At 64.3% G+C, this 19,054-nt stretch carries 21 protein-coding genes; 9 read left to right on the top strand and 12 right to left on the bottom strand.

What is annotated here, in order from left to right; genetic code table 11:
* Positions 1 to 231: 231 nt before the first annotated feature.
* The 6 genes from KAY22_RS02860 to KAY22_RS02885 form a co-directional block, all read right to left on the bottom strand.
* On the bottom strand, positions 232 to 555 hold the full coding sequence (locus KAY22_RS02860; RefSeq protein WP_296619753.1) for a hypothetical protein: 324 nt from the start codon (positions 553 to 555) through the stop codon (positions 232 to 234).
* A 321-nt stretch (positions 556 to 876) separates the two neighbouring features.
* A complete protein-coding gene (locus KAY22_RS02865) occupies positions 877 to 4,107 on the bottom strand; it encodes a CusA/CzcA family heavy metal efflux RND transporter (protein ID WP_296619755.1) in 3,231 nt (1,076 codons plus the stop codon).
* Positions 4,100 to 5,257 (bottom strand): efflux RND transporter periplasmic adaptor subunit, encoded by a 1,158-nt coding sequence (locus tag KAY22_RS02870; RefSeq protein WP_296619757.1) that lies wholly within the window; start codon positions 5,255 to 5,257, stop codon positions 4,100 to 4,102. Before KAY22_RS02870 ends, KAY22_RS02865 begins: the two co-directional genes overlap by 8 nt.
* Entirely contained in the window at positions 5,254 to 6,405 is a 1,152-nt protein-coding gene (locus tag KAY22_RS02875; protein ID WP_296619759.1) for a TolC family protein, read from the bottom strand. The genes KAY22_RS02870 and KAY22_RS02875 overlap by 4 nt, the downstream gene beginning before the upstream one ends.
* A gap of 178 nt (positions 6,406 to 6,583) precedes the next feature.
* A complete protein-coding gene (locus tag KAY22_RS02880; protein WP_296619762.1) occupies positions 6,584 to 6,892 on the bottom strand; it encodes a hypothetical protein in 309 nt (102 codons plus the stop codon).
* 32 nt (positions 6,893 to 6,924) lie between these two features.
* Positions 6,925 to 7,587 (bottom strand): cation diffusion facilitator family transporter, encoded by a 663-nt coding sequence (locus KAY22_RS02885; RefSeq protein WP_296619764.1) that lies wholly within the window; start codon positions 7,585 to 7,587, stop codon positions 6,925 to 6,927.
* A 73-nt stretch (positions 7,588 to 7,660) separates the two neighbouring features.
* Between KAY22_RS02885 and KAY22_RS02890 the strand changes: the two genes are divergently transcribed.
* Entirely contained in the window at positions 7,661 to 8,077 is a 417-nt protein-coding gene (locus KAY22_RS02890) for a helix-turn-helix domain-containing protein (RefSeq protein ID WP_296619766.1), read from the top strand.
* Between the two features lie 230 nt (positions 8,078 to 8,307).
* Here the strand turns inward: KAY22_RS02890 and KAY22_RS02895 are convergent, their stop codons facing one another.
* From KAY22_RS02895 to KAY22_RS02910, 4 genes are all read right to left on the bottom strand, one after another.
* Positions 8,308 to 10,236 (bottom strand): cytochrome c/FTR1 family iron permease, encoded by a 1,929-nt coding sequence (locus tag KAY22_RS02895; RefSeq protein ID WP_296619768.1) that lies wholly within the window; start codon positions 10,234 to 10,236, stop codon positions 8,308 to 8,310.
* A 62-nt stretch (positions 10,237 to 10,298) separates the two neighbouring features.
* Entirely contained in the window at positions 10,299 to 10,442 is a 144-nt protein-coding gene (locus KAY22_RS02900) for a hypothetical protein (protein ID WP_296619771.1), read from the bottom strand.
* On the bottom strand, positions 10,439 to 10,915 hold the full coding sequence (gene lspA / locus KAY22_RS02905; RefSeq protein ID WP_296619773.1) for a signal peptidase II: 477 nt from the start codon (positions 10,913 to 10,915) through the stop codon (positions 10,439 to 10,441). The genes KAY22_RS02900 and lspA overlap by 4 nt, the downstream gene beginning before the upstream one ends.
* On the bottom strand, positions 10,908 to 11,768 hold the full coding sequence (locus KAY22_RS02910; RefSeq protein WP_296619775.1) for a cation diffusion facilitator family transporter: 861 nt from the start codon (positions 11,766 to 11,768) through the stop codon (positions 10,908 to 10,910). Before KAY22_RS02910 ends, lspA begins: the two co-directional genes overlap by 8 nt.
* A gap of 47 nt (positions 11,769 to 11,815) precedes the next feature.
* Between KAY22_RS02910 and KAY22_RS02915 the strand changes: the two genes are divergently transcribed.
* The gene (locus KAY22_RS02915) at positions 11,816 to 12,232 is read left to right on the top strand and encodes a helix-turn-helix domain-containing protein (RefSeq protein ID WP_296619778.1); all 417 of its coding nucleotides are present in this window, start codon (positions 11,816 to 11,818) and stop codon (positions 12,230 to 12,232) included.
* On the opposite strand, the gene KAY22_RS27890 is transcribed toward KAY22_RS02915, so the two are convergent.
* A complete protein-coding gene (locus tag KAY22_RS27890) occupies positions 12,144 to 12,599 on the bottom strand; it encodes a class I SAM-dependent methyltransferase (RefSeq protein WP_366514058.1) in 456 nt (151 codons plus the stop codon). The two genes, KAY22_RS02915 and KAY22_RS27890, sit on opposite strands and share 89 nt — an antisense overlap.
* A gap of 192 nt (positions 12,600 to 12,791) precedes the next feature.
* A complete protein-coding gene (locus KAY22_RS02920; RefSeq protein ID WP_296619781.1) occupies positions 12,792 to 13,079 on the bottom strand; it encodes a hypothetical protein in 288 nt (95 codons plus the stop codon).
* A 140-nt stretch (positions 13,080 to 13,219) separates the two neighbouring features.
* On the opposite strand from KAY22_RS02920, the gene KAY22_RS02925 reads away from it, so the two are divergent.
* The 7 genes from KAY22_RS02925 (at position 13,220) to KAY22_RS02955 (ending at position 18,946) form a co-directional block, all read left to right on the top strand.
* Entirely contained in the window at positions 13,220 to 13,549 is a 330-nt protein-coding gene (locus tag KAY22_RS02925; protein WP_296619784.1) for a copper-binding protein, read from the top strand.
* A 57-nt stretch (positions 13,550 to 13,606) separates the two neighbouring features.
* A complete protein-coding gene (locus KAY22_RS02930) occupies positions 13,607 to 14,278 on the top strand; it encodes a DUF2231 domain-containing protein (protein WP_296619787.1) in 672 nt (223 codons plus the stop codon).
* Between the two features lie 103 nt (positions 14,279 to 14,381).
* Complete coding sequence (locus KAY22_RS02935) at positions 14,382 to 16,139, top strand: copper resistance system multicopper oxidase (protein WP_296619789.1); 1,758 nt, start codon at positions 14,382 to 14,384, stop codon at positions 16,137 to 16,139.
* Complete coding sequence (locus tag KAY22_RS02940) at positions 16,136 to 17,182, top strand: copper resistance protein B (protein ID WP_296619791.1); 1,047 nt, start codon at positions 16,136 to 16,138, stop codon at positions 17,180 to 17,182. The genes KAY22_RS02935 and KAY22_RS02940 overlap by 4 nt, the downstream gene beginning before the upstream one ends.
* Positions 17,173 to 17,631, top strand: a complete 459-nt coding sequence (locus KAY22_RS02945) for a DUF411 domain-containing protein (protein ID WP_296619793.1) — start codon at positions 17,173 to 17,175, stop codon at positions 17,629 to 17,631. Before KAY22_RS02940 ends, KAY22_RS02945 begins: the two co-directional genes overlap by 10 nt.
* A gap of 12 nt (positions 17,632 to 17,643) precedes the next feature.
* The gene (locus KAY22_RS02950; protein WP_296619796.1) at positions 17,644 to 18,378 is read left to right on the top strand and encodes a PepSY domain-containing protein; all 735 of its coding nucleotides are present in this window, start codon (positions 17,644 to 17,646) and stop codon (positions 18,376 to 18,378) included.
* A gap of 196 nt (positions 18,379 to 18,574) precedes the next feature.
* Entirely contained in the window at positions 18,575 to 18,946 is a 372-nt protein-coding gene (locus KAY22_RS02955) for a DUF305 domain-containing protein (protein WP_296619872.1), read from the top strand.
* Positions 18,947 to 19,054 lie beyond the last annotated feature (108 nt).

The raw sequence follows: 19,054 nt of genomic DNA on the forward strand, positions 1-19,054 counted from the left end.
GCCGGCCTCCTGCTCCCGCAGGATCCCGATGATCTGCTCTTCCGTGAACCTTGATCGCTTCATTCGTCCGTCCTTTGGTCGGGCGGACTCTAGCTATTCCTGGCTGAGTTTCAGGGGGTCACGTCAGCGGTTATCCTGCGCAAGCGCGGAAAGCCGTTTGATTGCGAGCGTTGATTCCATATTTCCATGTTTATGGAATTATGGAATCGCGTCAAGCATAATTGCCGAGCCTCAAAAGAGGCTCAGCTGTCGTGAAGATTCGACATGGGCTTTCCATTCTTTCGACCGCGCCATGTGGTCGAGCCAAGCCGTGACATAGGCCACTGGGCCTCCGGCTTCATCGATATCGTTGCAGCCGGTGAAGTGGGAGCGATAGCCGGTTTCGGTGATCGGCAGCGGCGCCTTCTCGGGACTGATCGAGCGGATTTCCAGGTGAGCGGTCGTCACCTTGGCGAAGTCCTCCCCCATGTTCAGCCAGTCGGGTTCGTAGCTAACCAGGATGGTGATGCCTTCCCAGTCGAGGGTAGTGGTCGTCATGTTGCGTTGGTCGGTCATGGCTTGCTCCCGTGTTGCGCCGGATGGCGCGGTGGACGAGAGCGCCCCGCCGTTCGCAGGGGCCTGATGGGAACAGGCCGCGCGTCAGCGCGCCGGCCGGCCGGGGCTGTAGCTGCACGCAGCTTTGCGGAGGAAGCGGGCCGCCTTGGACATCCGGCGCGAACGTCGAGGTTTCGTCCTACCACCGCGCATCGGGCGACGGCGGATGCAGCGATCCGATCCCGCAATGCACACCATCTCATGTGATGGGCATCATCGGCTGACATCGACGACGATGAGGTCGCGGAAGATGGGCGCGGCGGCGAACCGCCGCGCCACTACTTAGGCACTCTCCGAGGTGAGGCTGCCGGTCGCTCGCTCTTTGCGGAACGGCAGCAACAGTCGGGAGATAGCTGGCAGCACGAAGAGGGTTAGCGCTGTCGCGGTGATCAACCCTCCGATCACCACGATAGCCAGGGGCTTCTGCACCTCTGCACCCGTCCCGTGCGCCAGCGCCATCGGCACGAAGCCAAGGGCCGGTACGAGGCCCGTAACGATGACCGGCCGCACCCGCTGCATCACGCCTTCATGGATGGCGTCCTCAAGCGGCAGCCCTAGGGCACGGTGCTGCAAGATACTGGTCATCACGACCAGCCCGTTCAGCACCGCCACACCGGAAAGGCAGACGAAGCCGACGGCTGCGGAGATGGAGAATGGCATGCCCGTGAGCACCAAGCTGAACACCCCGCCGGCGAGCGCCAGCGGCACCGCCGTGAAGACGGCTATGGCCGGTGCGAACCCTCCAAGGGCGAGGTAGAGCACGCCGAAGATCAGCACGAAGCAGATGGGCACGACGATGCTCATGCGCTGGGAGGCGGCGGCCAGGTTCTCAAACTGGCCTCCCCAGACCACCCAGGACCCGGCGGGTAGGTTCACCTCGGCCTTCACGCGTCGCTGGGCCTCGGCAACGAAGGAGCCCAGATCGCGTCCGCGCACATTGGCTTGCACCACGATGCGGCGCTTGCCGTCCTCTCGGCTGACTTGGTTCAAGCCCTCGGTGAACTCAAAGCGCGCGAGTTCGCGCAAGGGCACCGCACCACGACCATGTGCGCCTTCGCCGGGGAGAAGCACCGGCAATGCACCGAGCGCATCGAGGTCGTCGCGCTGCGCGGCGGGCACGCGCACCACCACATCGAAACGACGATCGCCTTCAAAGACCAGGCCTGCTTCGCGCCCGCCCATGGCAGTGGCGATGGTGTCAGCCACCTCCGTGACCGTGAGGCCGTAGCGCGCGATGGCGGCACGGTCGAACTGGATGTCGAGGGTGGGGAAGCCCTCGGTTTGTTCGACGCGCAGATCGGCAACGCCATCGATCTTCTGCAGGACGCTTGCGACCTGTGCGGCGGTGCGGCTCATCGTATCGAGATCATCGCCGTAGATCTTCACGGCGACGTCGCCGCGCACCCCGGCGATGAGCTCGTTGAAGCGCATCTGAATGGGTTGGGTGAGTTCGTAGTTGTTGCCGACCAAGGTTGCCATCTTGGCCTCGATGCGCTCCAGCACGTCGGCCTTGCTGTCGACGCCGTCCGGCCATTCCGACTTGGGCTTCAGCATGATGAAGCTATCGGATGCGTTGGGCGGCATCGGGTCGGTGGCGACTTCGGCGGTGCCGGTCTTCGAAAAAACCATCGCCACTTCCGGCAGCGTCGAGAGTGCGCGCTCGACCTGCATCTGCATCGCGTTGGACTGCGTCAGGGAAGTCGAGGGGATGCGCACGACTTGAGCGGCCACGTCCCGTTCGTCGAGTTGTGGGATGAACTCGCGACCGAGAAATCCAAAGAGCATGCCCGCGAGCGCAAACACGGCGAGCCCTGCCAGGATGAAGGGCCACGGGCGGAGGATCGCCTGTCGCAGTTGCGGCTCGTAATGGCGTTTGAACCAGCGCAGCGGTTTCACCTCGGTCTCGGCGACTTTGCCCGAGACGAGGATCGCCACCATTGCCGGGACAAAGGTGAGCGACAGGACGAAGGCGGCCGCAAGCGCGAGCATCAAGGTGACTGCCATAGGAGCGAACATCTTGCCTTCGACACCGGAGAAGGTGAGCAGCGGCGCGAAAACGAGGAAGATGATCACCTGGCCGAACACGGTCGGGCGGATCATTTCGCGGGAAGCTTCGACGACCTCACTCATCCGTTCGGACAGGTTGAGCAATCGCCCTTCGTGATGCTGTCGTTCGGCGAGACGCCGGAGGCAGTTCTCGATCACGATGACTGCGCCATCGACAATCAGCCCGAAATCAAGCGCGCCCAGGCTCATCAAATTGCCGGAGACATGCAGCCCATTCATGCCGATGGCGGTCATCAACATGGAGAAGGGGATCACCAGCGTCGCGATGATGGCGGCGCGGACATTCCCCAGCAACAGAAAGAGTGCAACGACGACGAGAAGAGCGCCCTCGGTGAGGTTGCGTTGGACCGTGGCGATGGTGGCATTGACGAGTTTGCTGCGGTCATAGACCGGCTTGGCGACGACACCGGCCGGCAGCGATGAAGCGATGGAATCGAGTTTCTCTGATACGGCGCGCGCAACCGTCCGGCTGTTCTCCCCGGTCAGCATGAGCGCGGTCCCGATCACGACTTCCTGGCCGTTCTTGGAAGCGGCGCCGGTGCGCAGCTCGCCGCCGGAACGCACGGTCGCAATATCCCGCACGGCGATACCGATGCCGCCGCGGGTGGCGACGATGGCGCGTTCGATTTCGTCGATGGACCGGATGCGGGCATCAGCGCGTACCAGGTAGGCTTCACCGCCCCGTTCAAGGAAGTTGGCGCCAACCGAGAGGTTGGTTTGCTCTAGCGCTTCGGCGAGTTCGGTGAAGGAGATGCCGTAGGCGGCAAGCTTCACCGGATCGGGTTCGACCACGTACTGCTTCTCGAAGCCGCCAATGGAATCGAGCCCGGCGACACCGGAGACCGTGCGTAGCTGGGGTCGGATGATCCAGTCCTGCACGGTGCGCAGATAAGCGGCCTGCGCGGTGGCGTCGGTCAGCCGATCGCCTTCCACGGTCAGGAACGATCCGTCGGATTGCCAGCCGGGTTTCCCGTCGACGACACGCGCACCTCGGCCGCCCGGATGGGTGAACTCGACGGCGTACATGAAGACCTCGCCCAAGCCGGTGCTGACCGGGCCCAATTGGGGCTCCGCACCAGACGGCAGTCCTTCCTTGGCCTGGCCCAGTCGCTCAGCGACCTGCGCACGCGCAAAATAGAGATCGGTCGATTCCTTAAAGACGACGGTGACCTGGCTGAAGCCGTTGCGCGAGATGGAGCGAGTCCCCTCCAAACCGGGAATTCCGGCAAGGGCGGTTTCGATCGGAAACGTCACACGCTTCTCGACCTCGACCGGACCCAACGACGGTGCAAGGGTGTTGATTTGCACCTGTTTGTTGGTGATGTCGGGCACCGCATCGATCGGCAGCCGCGTTAGTTGGAATGCGCCGTAGACGGCGACGACGAGGGTGAGGACGACGATGAGCCATCGCGCCCGTACGACGAGGAAGAGAAGCCGCTCAATCATCGTGGCTGGCCTCCGCCTTGCCGAGTTCGGCTTTGAGGAGAAAGGCCCCCCGTGTCGCGACGACCTGGCCGGGCTTTAGGCCCTGCAGGATTTCGGCGCGGCCACCGCTGCGGCGACCGACTGTCACCTGTTGCGCACGGAACCCGTTGGTGGTGCGCACAAACACAACGGAGAGTCCCTCGACGGTCTGTACCGCTTCGTCGGGCACCACGATGCCGGCGGGACCGGCAAGCTTGGGGGTGATGCGAACCTGGAGAAGTTGACCCGCTTGCAGCGCCGATGGGTCGACCACCGTCAGCACGACCGTCGCTGAACGGGTGGTTTCATCGAGCCCGGGCGTGACCGATCGCACGGTCGCCGCAACGGTTGTTCCGTTTCCGAGTTCGATCACCGCTGCATCGCCTGGCGTGATCCGGCGTGCGTCTGCTCCTGCCACCGCCGCTTCGATTTGAATGCGACGCGGATCACCGACACGGAAGAGTTCGGCGTTGGGTTCGACGAAGGCTCCGAGCTGCGCTGGTGCTGCAGTGATCCTGCCGCTAATCGGGCTCGAGACGACGACGGATCGACCATCACCGGACACGCGTGCTGCACCGGCCGCCGTGCGCGCGCGCCGTGCTTCAGCCTCGGCGGCCGCGGCTTCCGCACGGGCCGCGTCAAGGTCTTGCCGCGGGCTTACGCCCTGACCGAACAGCCGCTCTTCACGAGCAAGTTGTTGCCGCGCCAACGCGGCCTTAGCGGACGCCACCGAACGATCGGCGGCGATGCTTGCTGCATCCGCGCTTTCGACGAGGGCGATGGTTTCACCGGCGCGAACCGGATCACCGACACGTTTGAAGATGCGGGTGACGGAGCCGTTCACACGAGCGGTCAACACCGCCTGCCCGTCGGGCGCGGCCTCGACGCTCGCCTGGGCGAGGATCTCGCCCGCGAGGCCACTCGCTGCAACCGGTTGCACGGCGATGCCGGCGGCGGACAACTTCGCGGCGTCCATGACAATGACGCCCGCCTCCCCGTGTTCTTCGCCATGCTCTTCGCCGGCTTCGGTCGTGGCGGCAGGCTTAGCGGTCGTGAGTTTGGCGGCGGTGAAGCCGATACCGAGCGCGGCCAGGATGGCTGCACCCCCGAGCAGATACTGGCGGGACGTCATAGCGGTTCTCCGTACGGCGCGCGGCCTTGCAGCCGGGCCAGCCCGGCTTGCGCGCGCACGCGGGCCAGCTGGGCATCGATGGTGGTGAGACGGGCCGCAGCGAACGTGCGTCGCGCGGTGATGACTTCACTCAAGGGCAGCTTGCCACCCTCGTAGCCGATACGGGTCAGGCGGTAGGCTTCGGCAGCGGCCTCTTCACCTTCACGGGCAGCGGCGACCCTGCTTTCGGCGGCTTCAAGCTGACTAGTGGCGACGCGGGCATCCGCCGTGGCGTCGAGCTGGGCGGCGCGAAGCCGAGCTTCCGCTGCGCTGAGCACAGCCTGCGCCGCCTGGACGTTGCCTTTGTTGCGATCGAACAATGGCAGCGGCATGGAAACACCGGCGACCAGTGCCGAACTGTCGTCTTCTCCGAAGCGGCGCACGCCGACCGACGCCGTCACGTCCGGTGCGCCGGCCATGCGCTCGACACGCACGCGCCGCGCAGCGGCTTCGCGCTCCGCTTGGGCCGTCGATACGGCCGGGGTCGTCAGCGTATCGAGTGCCAGCTGCGATGGCAGCTGAGCTGGTATGTCGAGCACCGACGCGGATAACGAGGTGAAGGGCACGGGCGAACCCGACATCGCCGTCAGGCGTGCGAGGCTGGTGTCACGCTCGACCTTGGCGGCATCGCGATCGGCCTTCGCGGCGCTGACAGCGGCGCGGGCTTGAACGATGCGAACTTCCGCCTCGCGTCCTGCTTCGACCAGGGCCTTGGCGACGCGCTCATCGTCGAGGGCGAGTTTGAGAGCATCTTCGGCGAGGGCGTAACGGCGCTCGGCTGCTTCCGCCTCGGCGTAGGCGACGGCGAGATCGTAGGCGAAATCGGCGCGGGCTTGCGTGAACTTCGCTTGCGCCGCGACGATTTGGGCGTCGCCAGCGGCGATGCGTGCGCCGCGTTTGCCGGGCCATTCGAGCGGCTGGCCGATGGCGAAGGTGGTCTCAGCCCCTTGCATCCCCTGGTAGGGGCCGCGGCCGGAGAAATTCTCGATCTCGACGCTAGCTTCCGGATTGGGCCGCTCACCCGCTTGGGTGCGAAAACCTTGTGCCTGAGCAATGCCCGCGCGCGCCTCAGCAAGACGCGGCGCGTCGGTCTCGGCTTGGATCAGCAAGGCCGAATAGGTCGGTGCTGGATCAGCCAGCGCCGACGTACCGCACAAGATCGCGGCGAGAACCGCGATGGATGCGGTTCGAGGGAGGGCTGCTTTGCGCAGCCGTCCCGCATGGATGAAAGACATAGCTATCCCCTGCGTGTGAAATGACGAGCGGCGCGCACGAAGGCGCGGTACGTCACACGCGGGGTGGGCGTTCCAGTCCGAAGAGTGGTGCTGCAGGCAGGAAGCGTTGTGCGTTCGGCATCCACGTGGAGCGTTGGATGACCGGTTCACTCAGGCTCGTCGTGGGCGGCGGGGCGGCAAAGCCGTGACCATGACAATGGGCCGCGCAGCCGTGCAGGCCACCAGACTTATCTCCATGATCTTCGTGGTCATCCAGGACCGAGGTCTGCTGCGCGAGTTCAGCGGGATGGATCGGCTCGAACGCGTGCGCCGTCGTCAAAAGCAGAAAGCTCGACGCGACGATCACGGCGAGGATCGCCATGAACCGTTTCGCATGCTGTCGAGCTCGCCAAATCATGTAGCGGCTCGGGTGGTTTTGAGTTCGGCCATCGCTTGGCGGATGATGCGCATGGAGGAGGTGAGGAACAAGCCTGCCATGATCGCCGCCACGCCGAGGTCGGCCCATTTAGTGCCGGTCACGGCGACGATACCGGCGGCTGCTAGCACGGCGACATTGCCGATCGCGTCGTTGCGCGAGCACAGCCATACAGAACGGACATTGGCGTCGCCGTCGCGATAGCGCAGCAACAGCAGTGCGGCGATGACATTGACCGCCAAGGCGGCGGCGCCCACGGCGCCCATGGCAATCGCTTCGGGCGTGCCTTCGAGGAAGGTCCGCCATAGCGAGGCACCGAGCACATAGGCGCCCATGACTGACAGGCTGATGCCTTTAGCGAGCGCCGCGCCGGCGCGCATACGAAGGCTCATGCCGAGGACGGCGAGGGTGATGCCATAGGTCAGGCTGTCAGCGAGAAAGTCCAGCGCGTCGGCTTGCAAGGCCATCGAGCCGGCGACCTGACCGGCGACGATCTCGACCAGAAACATCGCCGCGTTGAGGGCGATGACAATCCACAGCACGCGCTTGTACGCGGGCGAAGCGCCGTCGAACGCCGAGGCGACGTCACTGCAGCCGCAATCACCGGCGCGCGGGGTCGCGTCACAAGTGGTTGGAATCATTGCGCTTGAAGTTGCCATGGCGCGGTTCTACATCCTCTAGCCACTAGAGGATCAAGCATAAAGTGGAGGATGTGTGTTCAGCATCGGCGAGTTATCAAAACGCACTGGCGTGAAGGTCCCGACTATCCGCTTCTATGAGCAAGCGGGTCTGCTGCCCGAACCCCCGCGCACACAAGCCGGTCGCCGCCTCTACGGCACGGACGACGAACGGCGCCTGGCTTTCATCCGCCATACACGCGATCTTGGGTTCGAGATGGATGCACTGCGCGCGCTTCTCGAACTCTCCGATCAACCGGATCGTCCCTGTGGCGAAGTCGATGCGATCGCTCGTGCGCACCTGGCGGCCGTCGAAGCGAAAATCAGCCAGCTAACAGCACTGAAGGATGAGCTCGCCCGCATGGTGAAGAGTTGCTCGCATGGGCAAGTCTCGCATTGCCGGGTCATTGAGGCGCTGGCCGATCACAGGCGTTGTGACAGCATCAATCATTAACGAAATGCCGTCTGGGCCTGATCCGAATAAGGACGGAGCGGAAGCGAGCTTGGACCCACGCGCCGGCGATCAAGGTAAATCCCCCCATCCAAGCCTCTTGAGCGCGGGGCAATAAGCAGACCTCGAAGCGCCAGCTCCGGCTATTCGCAGGGCGAGTATCGAGGTGGATGGCAGCGGAATTATATGAGGCCTGTGGAACCTATTGAAGCTGAGGTGCAAGCACTAGTCGCCTAGACCGCAAGCTTAGATCGGCGCGCTGTGTACCAGAAGCCAACGACCAAAACGACCAGCGCCGTCAATTGGGCGAGGACGCCCAGCACCGTCGGGTACAGGCCCAAGATTTCGATGCGCGGTGCGCCACCAAGAGGTTGCACCCCGAGCATGCCGGCTTCTTGCAGTGCCGCCACCCCCTTGCCAGTCAGCACCACGGCGAGGATGGCCATCAGGATGGAGCTCAAGGAGAAGAACTGCGAAATCGGAAGGCGACGGCTGTAGTTGAGCAGCAACCAGGCGATCCCTGCCAGCACGATTACAGCGGCGCCCGCGCCAGCGAGCATGCCCATCCGCCCGCCTTGGCTCCACATCGCCACGAAGAACAGGATCGTCTCGAAAACCTCGCGGTAGACGACCAGGAAGGCGAGGAAGAACAAGAACCAGGCAGATTGCTTCGAGAGGGCTGCAGAGAGCCTCTCGCGAATGTATTTCTGCCAGGCGTCGGCCTGCGCCTTACCGTGCATCCATAGCCCGACCGAGATCAGCACGAGCGCCGCGATGAGCGAACCGAACCCTTCTGTGAGCTCGCGGCTGGCTCCGCTGATGGTGATGATGGAGGTCGCGGCGAGCCAGGTCAGGCCGCCCGCGGCCAATGCCGCCACCCAGCCTCCATGGACGTAGGGAAGCACATCGTTTCGCTCGGCCTTGCGCAGGAACGCGATCATCGCGACGACGATGAGCAGCGCCTCAAGCCCTTCGCGAACGAGGATGGTGAACGCACCGGCGAAGCTCGAGCCGTTGCTTGCCTGATCCGGAGAAACGGTGCGCTCGGCTTGATCGATCAAGCCGTTGATCGTGGCGATCTGCGCGCGCACGTCAGAGACCGGCGCGCCAGCGGCGATGCTAGCGCGCAATTTGCCCATCGCGAGTTCGATCCGCTGCATGAGAGCGGCGTCCCGCGCTTTCAGAATCGGTTCAATCGGCTCGAAACCGTCGAGGTAGGCAGCCAGCGCCAGGTCGGTCGCTTTGCGGCGATCCCCTTGCTGGTAGGCGGCAAGGCTTTCCAAAAGACGGGAGCGAGTGATGTCGAGGGTAGCGGCTCCGGGCTTGGCTGCGACGGCGTCGGGATGACGCCGCAGGAAGGCGGTCAGCGCGATGGCCTTTTCTTCGCCGATCTCTTTGGCCAGGGCGGAAGGCGTCATCTGGCTGAGCGCTTGAAGATTGGGGAAACGCGCGCGCAGCGAGGCGTCGCTCTTCCAGAGCTTTTCGCCACGCGCGGCGTCTTCGTCGGTGAAGGCGAAGCGGCCGACATAGAAGGCGAGCGCCCATTGCTCGTCGTTCGGCAGATGCGCAAAGCTCGTCATCGCCGTGCCGTCGAGGCCTTGATGGATAACCTGGTAGAGACCGAACACGCTGCGTTCGCGCGCCCGCGCAAGATCAGCGAAAGCGATGGGCGGCGGATCCATGCCGGCGGCTGCCGGGCCGTCTGCGCGCCCACTTGTGCCGTGACATGCCGCGCATTGTTGTTGGTAGAGGCGCTCACCCAGCGCCAGGTCGGGCGGTGTCGTGGGGGCGAGCGCCGTGGGATAGGCCTTCAGAAGGTCGTTGCTGAGGCTACGGGAGAGCCCGGCGATCTCCTCGCCGCTACTCTTGCGGTCGATCGCTGCACGCAGCTGTTTGGCGCGACGCAGAAGCTCCGCTTTCGTCGGCCGATCCGGCAGGGCCGCGATACGGGTTTCGACCTGAGCGGCGAACTCCGTCATCTCCGCGTACTCGGCGGCGCTGATGATTTTGCCGCCCGCGACCGCGCCCGGATAGTCGACGCCGATATAGTCCAGAAGGCGCCACGCCGTCTGTGCGGAGGCCGGCTCCCGTTCCTGTGCGTACGCGGCCGGTGAAGCGACAACAAAGCACAAAGAAGCAAGAGCGAGGGCAAGAAGGCGCATGATGGACCAATGAGTGAGTTGCGAATGAGTATCTATTGCAGAGCGTTATGCGAAGCAACGGCTTAGCCGCTGCCGAACAGCTTGATTCCGAGGAATAGCAAGGCCCAGCCGACAGCCACCGGGCTACAGAACACCAAGGCGACTCCAGCGCGCAGGAGCACCTTGCCCTGATGCTCTTTCAGTTCGGCAGCTGTCAGCGGGCTCACGGCGAACTCCGGCGCATCATGCCGATCACCACGAGGGTGATGCCGACAACGACGGCAACGTCGGCGATGTTAAATGACGGCCAGTGCCATTCGTTGAGATGCAGGTCGATGAAATCGGTCACAGCCCGGTGACGCCACCGGTCAATCACGTTACCGATGGCTCCGCCGATCACGGCGCCCAGCCCCAACGCGGGCCAAATGCGGGTCTCGCGAACCAGTATCGCGCCCAGCCACGCGACGACCGCCATGGCTAGCAGCGAGAGGCCCCACCACGGAACTATGCCGTTGTTGAGCATGCCAAAGGTGACGCCCCGATTGCGTACCAGGACCAGATTTAAGAAGGGCAATATCTCGGTGCTCTGGGCGGCGAGGGGTGACGCCAAGGCGAGCGCCTTCGACCACTGATCGAGCGCGATCACCGCACCGCCTACCAGCAGTCCGGCGATGCGCGTCACCTGTTGTTGCTCACGCACGCTTGCGCCCTGCGGCAAGGTCGCGCCGCGCGTGCTGAATGATGGTCCAGGACGAATGGAGGAACAGGCCGGCGACGATGAAGGCGACGATGAGGTCGGGCCAGACAGTGCCGGTCAAAGCGACCACGCCGGCCGCGACAACGACGGCGGCATTTCCGATCGCGTCGTTGCGGCTGAACAGCCAAACCGCCTGCATGTTTGCGTCCCCCGTGCGATGGGGAACAAGCACCCACGCCGCCGCGATATTGACGGCCAAGGCGATGATGCCGAACAGCCCCATGAGGCCCGCCTCGGGTGGTTCGCCGCTGGCGATACGCATCGCGGTTTCAGCGACGACCCAGAGCCCGAGCGCGCCGAGGAAAATGCCTTGCACCAGCGCGGCGCGGGCACGCGCCTTGAGATGCCAACTGGCCGCAAGGATGCCGAGGAAGGTGATCAGCCCGTCACCCAAGAAGTCGAGAGCGTCAGCCTTCAGGGCTTGGGAACCGGCGATGAAGCCGCCCATGATCTCGATGATGCCGTACCCGACATTGAGCAAAACCACGATCCACAGCGCTCGCCGATAGGCGGGCGTGACATGGCTGAAGTCCGCGACGGCGTTTTCGTCCGCGTCATCCAAAAGGCGGGTCAGGCGGTAACCGAGCGCCGCCACGGTCTGCTCGATCTGCTCCAGCTGTGCGGCGTCTCGCGCGGTGACGTTCATCCGTTCGGAGGCGATGGAGACTTCGATGCGCTCCACGCCGAGTTTGCGCACTGCGCCTTCGATCTTTGTGGCGCAGGAGCCGCAATCCATGCCCGTCACCCGATATTGGGCGTCGATCGAAGCGACGTTTTCAGTTGGGCGTTGTGTCATGGCGGCGGACGCTACATCCTGTAGTGACTACAGGAGCAAGCGGAATTGTGATTACAATCGGGGCATTGTCGGAACGGACGGGCGTAAACATCGAGACGATCCGCTACTACGAAAAAGTGGGTTTGATGCCCGTTGCGCAGCGCACGGGCAGTGGGCGCCGCGTCTACGATGAAACACAAACCCGCCGCCTCCTCTTCATCCGCCATGCCCGCGAATTGGGTTTCTCGCCGGCGGTCATCCGCACGATGATTGAGCTCCAGGAAAGCCCCGGAACATCCTGCGAACGGGTGAGCAAACTTGCGCAGGATCAGCGCGATGCGGTCGATCTGCGCATCGCCAGCCTGAAACGCTTACGCAAGGAACTAACGAGGATGATCAGGTCATGTGAAGGTAGTACTGTTCAACATTGCCGCATAATCGAATCTTTGGCAGAACCGGTGACTTATTTACACGACACGCCTTAGTCGCGACGATGTAATACAGGGCGTCTTCGCGATCATCCAGCTGTTGGACGATCATTCGGAAACAAGGCCGCATCAACACGGTGCGCTGCCACCCGTAGTCCCCAACCCAGAGCCGGCCATCCTCACAGAGAACCTCACGCATGGCGGCGAGGCCCTCCCATTTTTCCCGCACGGGCATCTGGTGTAACACCAGGCTCGATCCGACCGCTGTCCCGACGCCAACAAGCGCTGCGGAAGCGGACGCAAAACCACGATGAAACTCAACGCCGACCCCGGCGCGACGGGCCTTTGCCGAAGCGATCGCCAGAGCCTCGGGATCAGGATCGAGACCGATGACCCGACAAATTTGGCGCGCGCATCTGACCAAGAGGCGAAGCTGCCGTGCCGCATCCGACGTTCAGGATCGTGTTGTCGGCCGTCGGCGCAAGCCGGGCGACCAGCGCCTCGCGCTAACGGCGCTCGCGCGCCGCTAGCGCAAGGGCGACATAATAAATCCGTTCCAACCCGCCCGGCCCAAAGCAGATGTGAAACGCCTGTCGTTCGTGACCACGGTAGAGCCCTATCGCGCGCGATCGAGCAGCGTCGATGGCGCCAGAGCATCCGTTGCAGCAAACAGGCTGGGCCTTGGCGCGGCCATGGCGGAGGCGGCCGATAGGCCGCCTACCCCCGCGCCCAGCATCAGCGCCAGGCCGACGGCAGCGGCGCGCACGGGCCCCATGAACAATGTCACGTCCCAGTGCTCGCGGCGACGCAGACGGGACTGCACGCGCAATTCGAGGCCGACCAAGGGATGATCGGACGGCTGTTCGCGCAGTTGCGCCAGAAGGGAATCGAGCTTGTCGGTCATTGGTCTACTACCCTTGCCTTCTCACCATACGCAGGCAGGCGTGCATACCCCTCATCGCCGGCGTTGAGGGGTCTGTCGCCGCGCCGCGTATCTATCTGTCGAGGCGCCCGGGGCGTGCGAACAAACTTGCAGGAGCAACCATGAAAACCAAACTGATGATCGCGGTAGCCGCCGCGCTGATTTCGACCGGCACCATCGCGATGCCGGCGCTGGCCCATCAAGGCGAGGATCACGCCCCCGCGCCCCAGACGGCTGAGGGCCAGGGCACGGTGAAGGCGGTCGATGCCAAGGCAGGCACGATCACCATCGCGCACGGTCCCATCGCGGCGCTGAAGTGGCCGGCAATGACCATGAAGTTCAAGGTCGAGAAGGCCTCGATCCTGAACGGCGTGGCCGTCGGCAAGAAGATTCACTTCGTGCTCAAGAACATCGGCGGCAAGCCCGTCGTCACCGAGATCCACATCATGTGATGCATCGAGGGCGCGCCAACGGCGCGCCCTCGACTGCGTTCTAAGGAGGGGCGCACGATGGCAAATCGGACTTATAAGGCGGGCGCGTTCGCCCTGCTCATGGCGTTGACCGTCTCGGTTGCGCCGATCCATGCGGCGGAGCCGGCGAGCGCGCCGGCGACCGCCGAAGCGACAGCACCCGCAACGACCGAAGCTGCCCCAGCGATGGCCGACGACATGCCGGTGACGGACATGGCCTGGCCCACCGAGGGTGGCGGCGGCATGCAGATGTCGCACGACAAGCCAAAGACCTTTCAGGGACGCCTGCTCTCCTGGCTCGGCATGTGGCACCCAGCGGTGATCCATTTCCCGATCGCGCTGGTGCTGACGGTCGGGCTTCTGGAAGCGGCGGCGGCGCTGCGTCGTCAGCCCCTTTACGCCGCAAGCAACAAGCTTCTGCTGGGCATCGCGACCCTGGGCGCCTTCGCGGCCGCGCCGCTGGGCTGGGCGAGCGCCGGGCTCCCCGCGCCAGACGATGAAAGCGCGCTCACGATCCACCGGTGGCTCGGCACAGCGATGCCCTTCCTGATCCTCGCGTTGTGGTGGCTCAAACGCCCCGCCGAAGCAGCGGCCCGCCGCCTGAGCACACGCGGGTATGAGGCGGCGCTTGGCCTCACCGTCTTGCTGCTGCTGGTCCAGGCCTATTTGGGGGCCGAGGTCACGCATGGCGCCGGCCATTTGAAGTTCTGAGGTTTTTCTTTGCGTGAGGGCTGCTGATTGCTCACGCGTATGAACAAGCGGACCCCGACTGGCGTATCGCGTTCGGGCGGGCCGAAAGTGACTGGGGTTTCGAATGGTTGATATTGCCCGCCGTACATTGCTGAGAAATGCCAGCCTGCTGGGTGCGGGCCTGGCGGTAACAAGCCTCTTCCCGGCCTGGGCGCGCAGCAGTTCTTTGGGACTGGTGCGCGACCTGCCCTCCCTCGCGGGCGCGGACATCAAGCTGCGCATTGGTCATACCGAATGGCCGGTCGACGGGCGCAAGGGCCATGCGGTTACCATCAACGGCACGGTGCCGGGTCCTCTCATTCGCCTGAAGGAAGGTCAGATGGCCCGCATCGCGGTGACCAACGACCTGCATGAGGACACTTCGATCCACTGGCACGGGCTGATCCTGCCCTTCCAGATGGATGGCGTGCCGGGGGTCAGCTTCCCGGGGATCAAGCCGGGCGAGACCTTCGTCTACGAGTTCCCGGTCGTGCAGTCGGGCACCTACTGGTATCACAGCCACTCGGGCTTGCAGGAGCAAGAGGGCCATTACGGTCCGATCATCATCGAGCCGAAAGACGCCGATCCTGTTGCGTTCGACCGGGAGTATGTCGTCGTCCTTTCGGACTTCGCGTTCATGCATCCGCACGAGATATTCAAGAAGCTGAAGGCCCAGGCGGGCGTGTTCAACTTCCAGAAGCAGACGGTCGCGGGCCTGTTGGCCGGCAAGGATCAGTCGCTCAAAGACCGCACCGAATGGGCCAAGATGCGCATGGACCCGACGGACGTCTCCGACGTGACGGGATCGGTCTACACGTTCCTGATCAACGGCCATGGGCCGGACGATAACTGGACGGCGCTATTTAATCCCGGCGAACGGGTGCGGCTGCGCTTCATCAACGCCGCCGCCATGACCATCTTCAATGTCCGTATTCCGGGCCTGTCGATGAAGGTCGTTGCGGCTGATGGCCAGAACGTCAAACCGGTCGATGTGGAGGAGTTCCAGATCTCGGTCGCCGAGACGCTCGACGTGGTCGTGCAGCCGACGGAGGACAAGGCGTTTACACTCGTGGCCGAGGCGGTGGACCGCTCCGGTATGGGCCGCGCCACGCTGGCGCCGCGCGCCGGGATGGTGGCGGCGGTGCCGCCGCTGCGCGAGCGCCCGCTCGCGACCATGAAGGACATGGGCATGGATATGTCCATGGGCGGCATGGAAGGCATGGACCATGGTGCGGACGGCGGCATGCAGATGGACATGTCGGGCATGGATATGTCTGGCATGGACATGTCCATGCGCAATCCCGACAACGCCCCGCAGGTGAAGATGGGGCCGGGTGTCCAGACCATCTCGCCGATGCCGATGGACCGCATGGGCGAACCCGGCCAGGGCCTGGAGAATGTCGGCCATAAGGTCCTGGTCTACACGGACCTTGAAGCGCTCGATCCCAATCCCGACACGCGCACGCCGAGCCGTGCGCTGGAGCTTCATCTCACCGGCAACATGGAACGGTTCATGTGGTCGTTCGACGGAGAGAAGTTCTCGGAAATCACCAAGCCGATCCCCTTCCGCCTCAACGAGCGGGTGCGGGTCACCCTGGTGAACGATTCCATGATGGCGCACCCCATCCACCTGCATGGGCATTTCTTCGAATTGCTCACCGGGCCGAAGGGAAAGCATCCAAGAAAGCACACGGTGAATGTCGCGCCGGGGGGAAAGGTCACGTTCGACCTGACGGCGGATGCGCCCGGCGACTGGGCCTTCCACTGCCACATGCTCTACCACATGCATGCGGGTATGTTCCGCGTGGTGAGTGTGCGCCCGATGACGGGAGCCGCCCAATGAGAGCCGCCGCTTACCTGACCGCTCTGGGCCTGGTGTTCGCGACGCCCGCCTTCGCGCAACAGCACCCCGGACATCCGATGCCGGCGCAACCCGCCCCCAAGGCGCCGGCCAAACCGACCCCGCCGCCTGCCAAGCCCGCCCCGGAAAGCGCGCCGGAAGCGGACGCCATGGAGGCGATGGATTGGCCGACAGAGGCGCCGGCCACGGACGCCGCGTCGGGCGACATGCAGGGGATGCCCGGCATGGAAGGAATGCCCGGCATGGAGGGCATGGATCACAGCGCCCACGGCGGCACCGATGAAGCGGTCGGCAGTGAACCGCCGCCGCCGGCCCCGGACGATCATGCGGCCGATGCGATTTTCGGAGCAGCGGCGATGACCCCTTCGCGCGATCAGCTGCGCGAGGAGCATGGGGGCAGCCTCAACTGGAAAGTCATGATCGACGAAGCCGAGTGGCGGGTGCGTGACGGCGAGGACGGTTACGCCTGGAACGGCGAGGCCTGGTTCGGCGGCGACTACAACCGGTTTGTCGTGAAATCCGAAGGCGAAGGCAGCAGCGGCGATCTCGATGACGCCGAAGTCCAGTTCCTCTATTCGCGGGCGATCTCGCCCTATTTCGACCTGCAGGCGGGGCTGCGCCAGGACCTTCAGGACGGCCCCAAACGCACCTACGCCACGTTCGGTTTCGAGGGGCTTGCGCCCTATTGGTTCGAGACCGAGGGCGCGGTGTTTCTGTCCAACAAGGGTGAGGCGCTGGCGCGACTGGAAGGCAGCTACGATCTGCGTTTCACGCAACGGCTGTTCCTTCAGCCGCGCGCGGAGATGAACTTCTCCGCGCAGGACATTCCCGAGCTCGAGCTCGGGTCGGGGCTCACCGACCTCGAACTGGGCCTGCGGCTGCGCTACGAGCTGAAGCGGGAGTTCGCGCCTTATGTCGGCGTGACCTACGGCCGCAAATTCGGTGGCACCGCGGACTACGCCAAGGCGCTGGGGCAGGACGACAGCGAGACAAGCTTCATCGTCGGGGTGCGCGCATGGTTCTAGGCACGCGCCGCGTCTTCTTCGCTGTCGCCGCCGGCCTGTTGCTGGTGGCTTGCCAGCCCGGCAGCGCCGCCGCTGCGACCGTGACCGTCTACAAGGATCCGAGCTGCGGCTGTTGCTCGGGCTGGGTGGAGCACCTCAAGGCCGCCGGGTTCACCACGGCCATTGTCGAGACCACCGACCGCACCGCGTTGCAATCGCGGTTGAAACTGTCCCCCGGCATGGGCTCGTGCCACACGGCCCAGGTTGAGCAGTACCTGATTGAAGGCCATGTCCCGGCGTCCGATATCCAGCGGCTGCTGAAGGAGCGGCCGGACGCGCGCGGGCTGGTCGTGCCCGGCATGCCGCTTGGCTCTCCGGGGATGGAAATGCCCAACGGTGCGCGACAGCCCTACGACGTTCTGCTCGTGAAGGTGGACGGTACGACCACCGTGTTTTCCCACCACCCCTAGGGCAAGACCCCCATGAACGCGCTGCGCTGGGCGCTCCAGTTTCACAAATGGGTCGCGCTAGTGATTGGCATCCAGATTCTGCTCTGGGCGCTGGGCGGCCTGGTCATGACGGCGATCCCGATCGATCGCGTGCGCGGCGAGCACCACGTGCCGGAGCCCGCCGCGACAGCGCTGCCGACAACCGAGCTAATGCCCTTGGCGCAGGCCACGGCCAAGGCGGGTTTCGCGCCGGTGAAGGCGGAGCTTCGGCAGACGCCCCGCGGCGCGGTCTGGGTGCTGCATCCGGTGAAGGGGGAGGCCTCGGTGCTTGACGCCCGCACCGGCGAGCGTCTTGCGCCGTTTGGGGCGGAGGACGCACGAGCGTTTGCGAAGGGCGCCTATCGCGGCGCGGGCGTTCCGGTGCGGGCCGTGCTTCTGAAGAATGCTCCGCAAGAAACCGGCAAGCAGGGGGCGCTGTGGCGTGTCGACTTCGCGGATGCGGAGCGCACCACCCTGTACCTGGCGCCGCTGACGGGCGAGACGGTGTCACGCCGTTCCAATCTCTGGCGCTTCTACGATTTCTTCTGGCGGCTGCACATCATGGATTGGAGCAAGGGCGAGAACTTCAACCACCCGCTCATCATCGGCGCAGCGATGCTGGCGCTGACGACAGTGCTCAGCGGCTTCGTGCTCCTGTGGTCGCGCCTCGGCAGGGATTGGAAGAAGGCCAAAGCGAGCCTGCGACCCCAAAAAGGGCAGCCCGCCTGAGGGATAGCGCCTGGGTCTGCGTAAGGCTCACTGTGGCTATCGCCATCCATTGAGGAAAGCGCCTCCGGGAAGACACCAGCCAACACGGAACGATCTGACCTCCCTAAAGTTGAGGCATGAGATCGCCTCGATGATTGATGTATTCGCGGTTCAAATGAATGGCGAATTTATGTCGCTTGCGGTCTGAACAAGGTCCATCGCAAGGAGACAGACCATGAAGATTCGTCACATTACTCTATCACTGGCAACGGCCGCGCTTCTCATCGTCGGCGCCGCGTCCAGTTCTATCGCCGCTGATCAAAAGACCATGGCGGGCGACATGCGTGATCCGTTCATGCAGGCGGAAATGCAGATGCATGACGCCATGATGAAGGCCAAGGACGCGGACCCGTCCCGCGCCTGGACGCTCAAGATGATTGAGCATCATCGCGGCGCGATCGCCATGTCGAAGATCGTTCTGCAGCACGATCCCGATCCGGAAATCCGGAAGATGGCGGAGAAAACCATCGCCAAACAAGAGAAGGAAATTGGCGAGATGCAAGCCTGGCTGAAGCGCCATCCGCGCTAGCGCAATCCGCGGGGCCTGACGGCAACGAAAGGTCGTCAGACCCGCCGTACGCCTGAGGGCTTCGCATCGCGGCTGCGTATGGAATGACGAGGGGAGCGTCATCCATGC

Source organism: Rhizorhabdus sp., from assembly GCF_018006725.1.
Lineage (GTDB): Bacteria > Pseudomonadota > Alphaproteobacteria > Sphingomonadales > Sphingomonadaceae > Rhizorhabdus.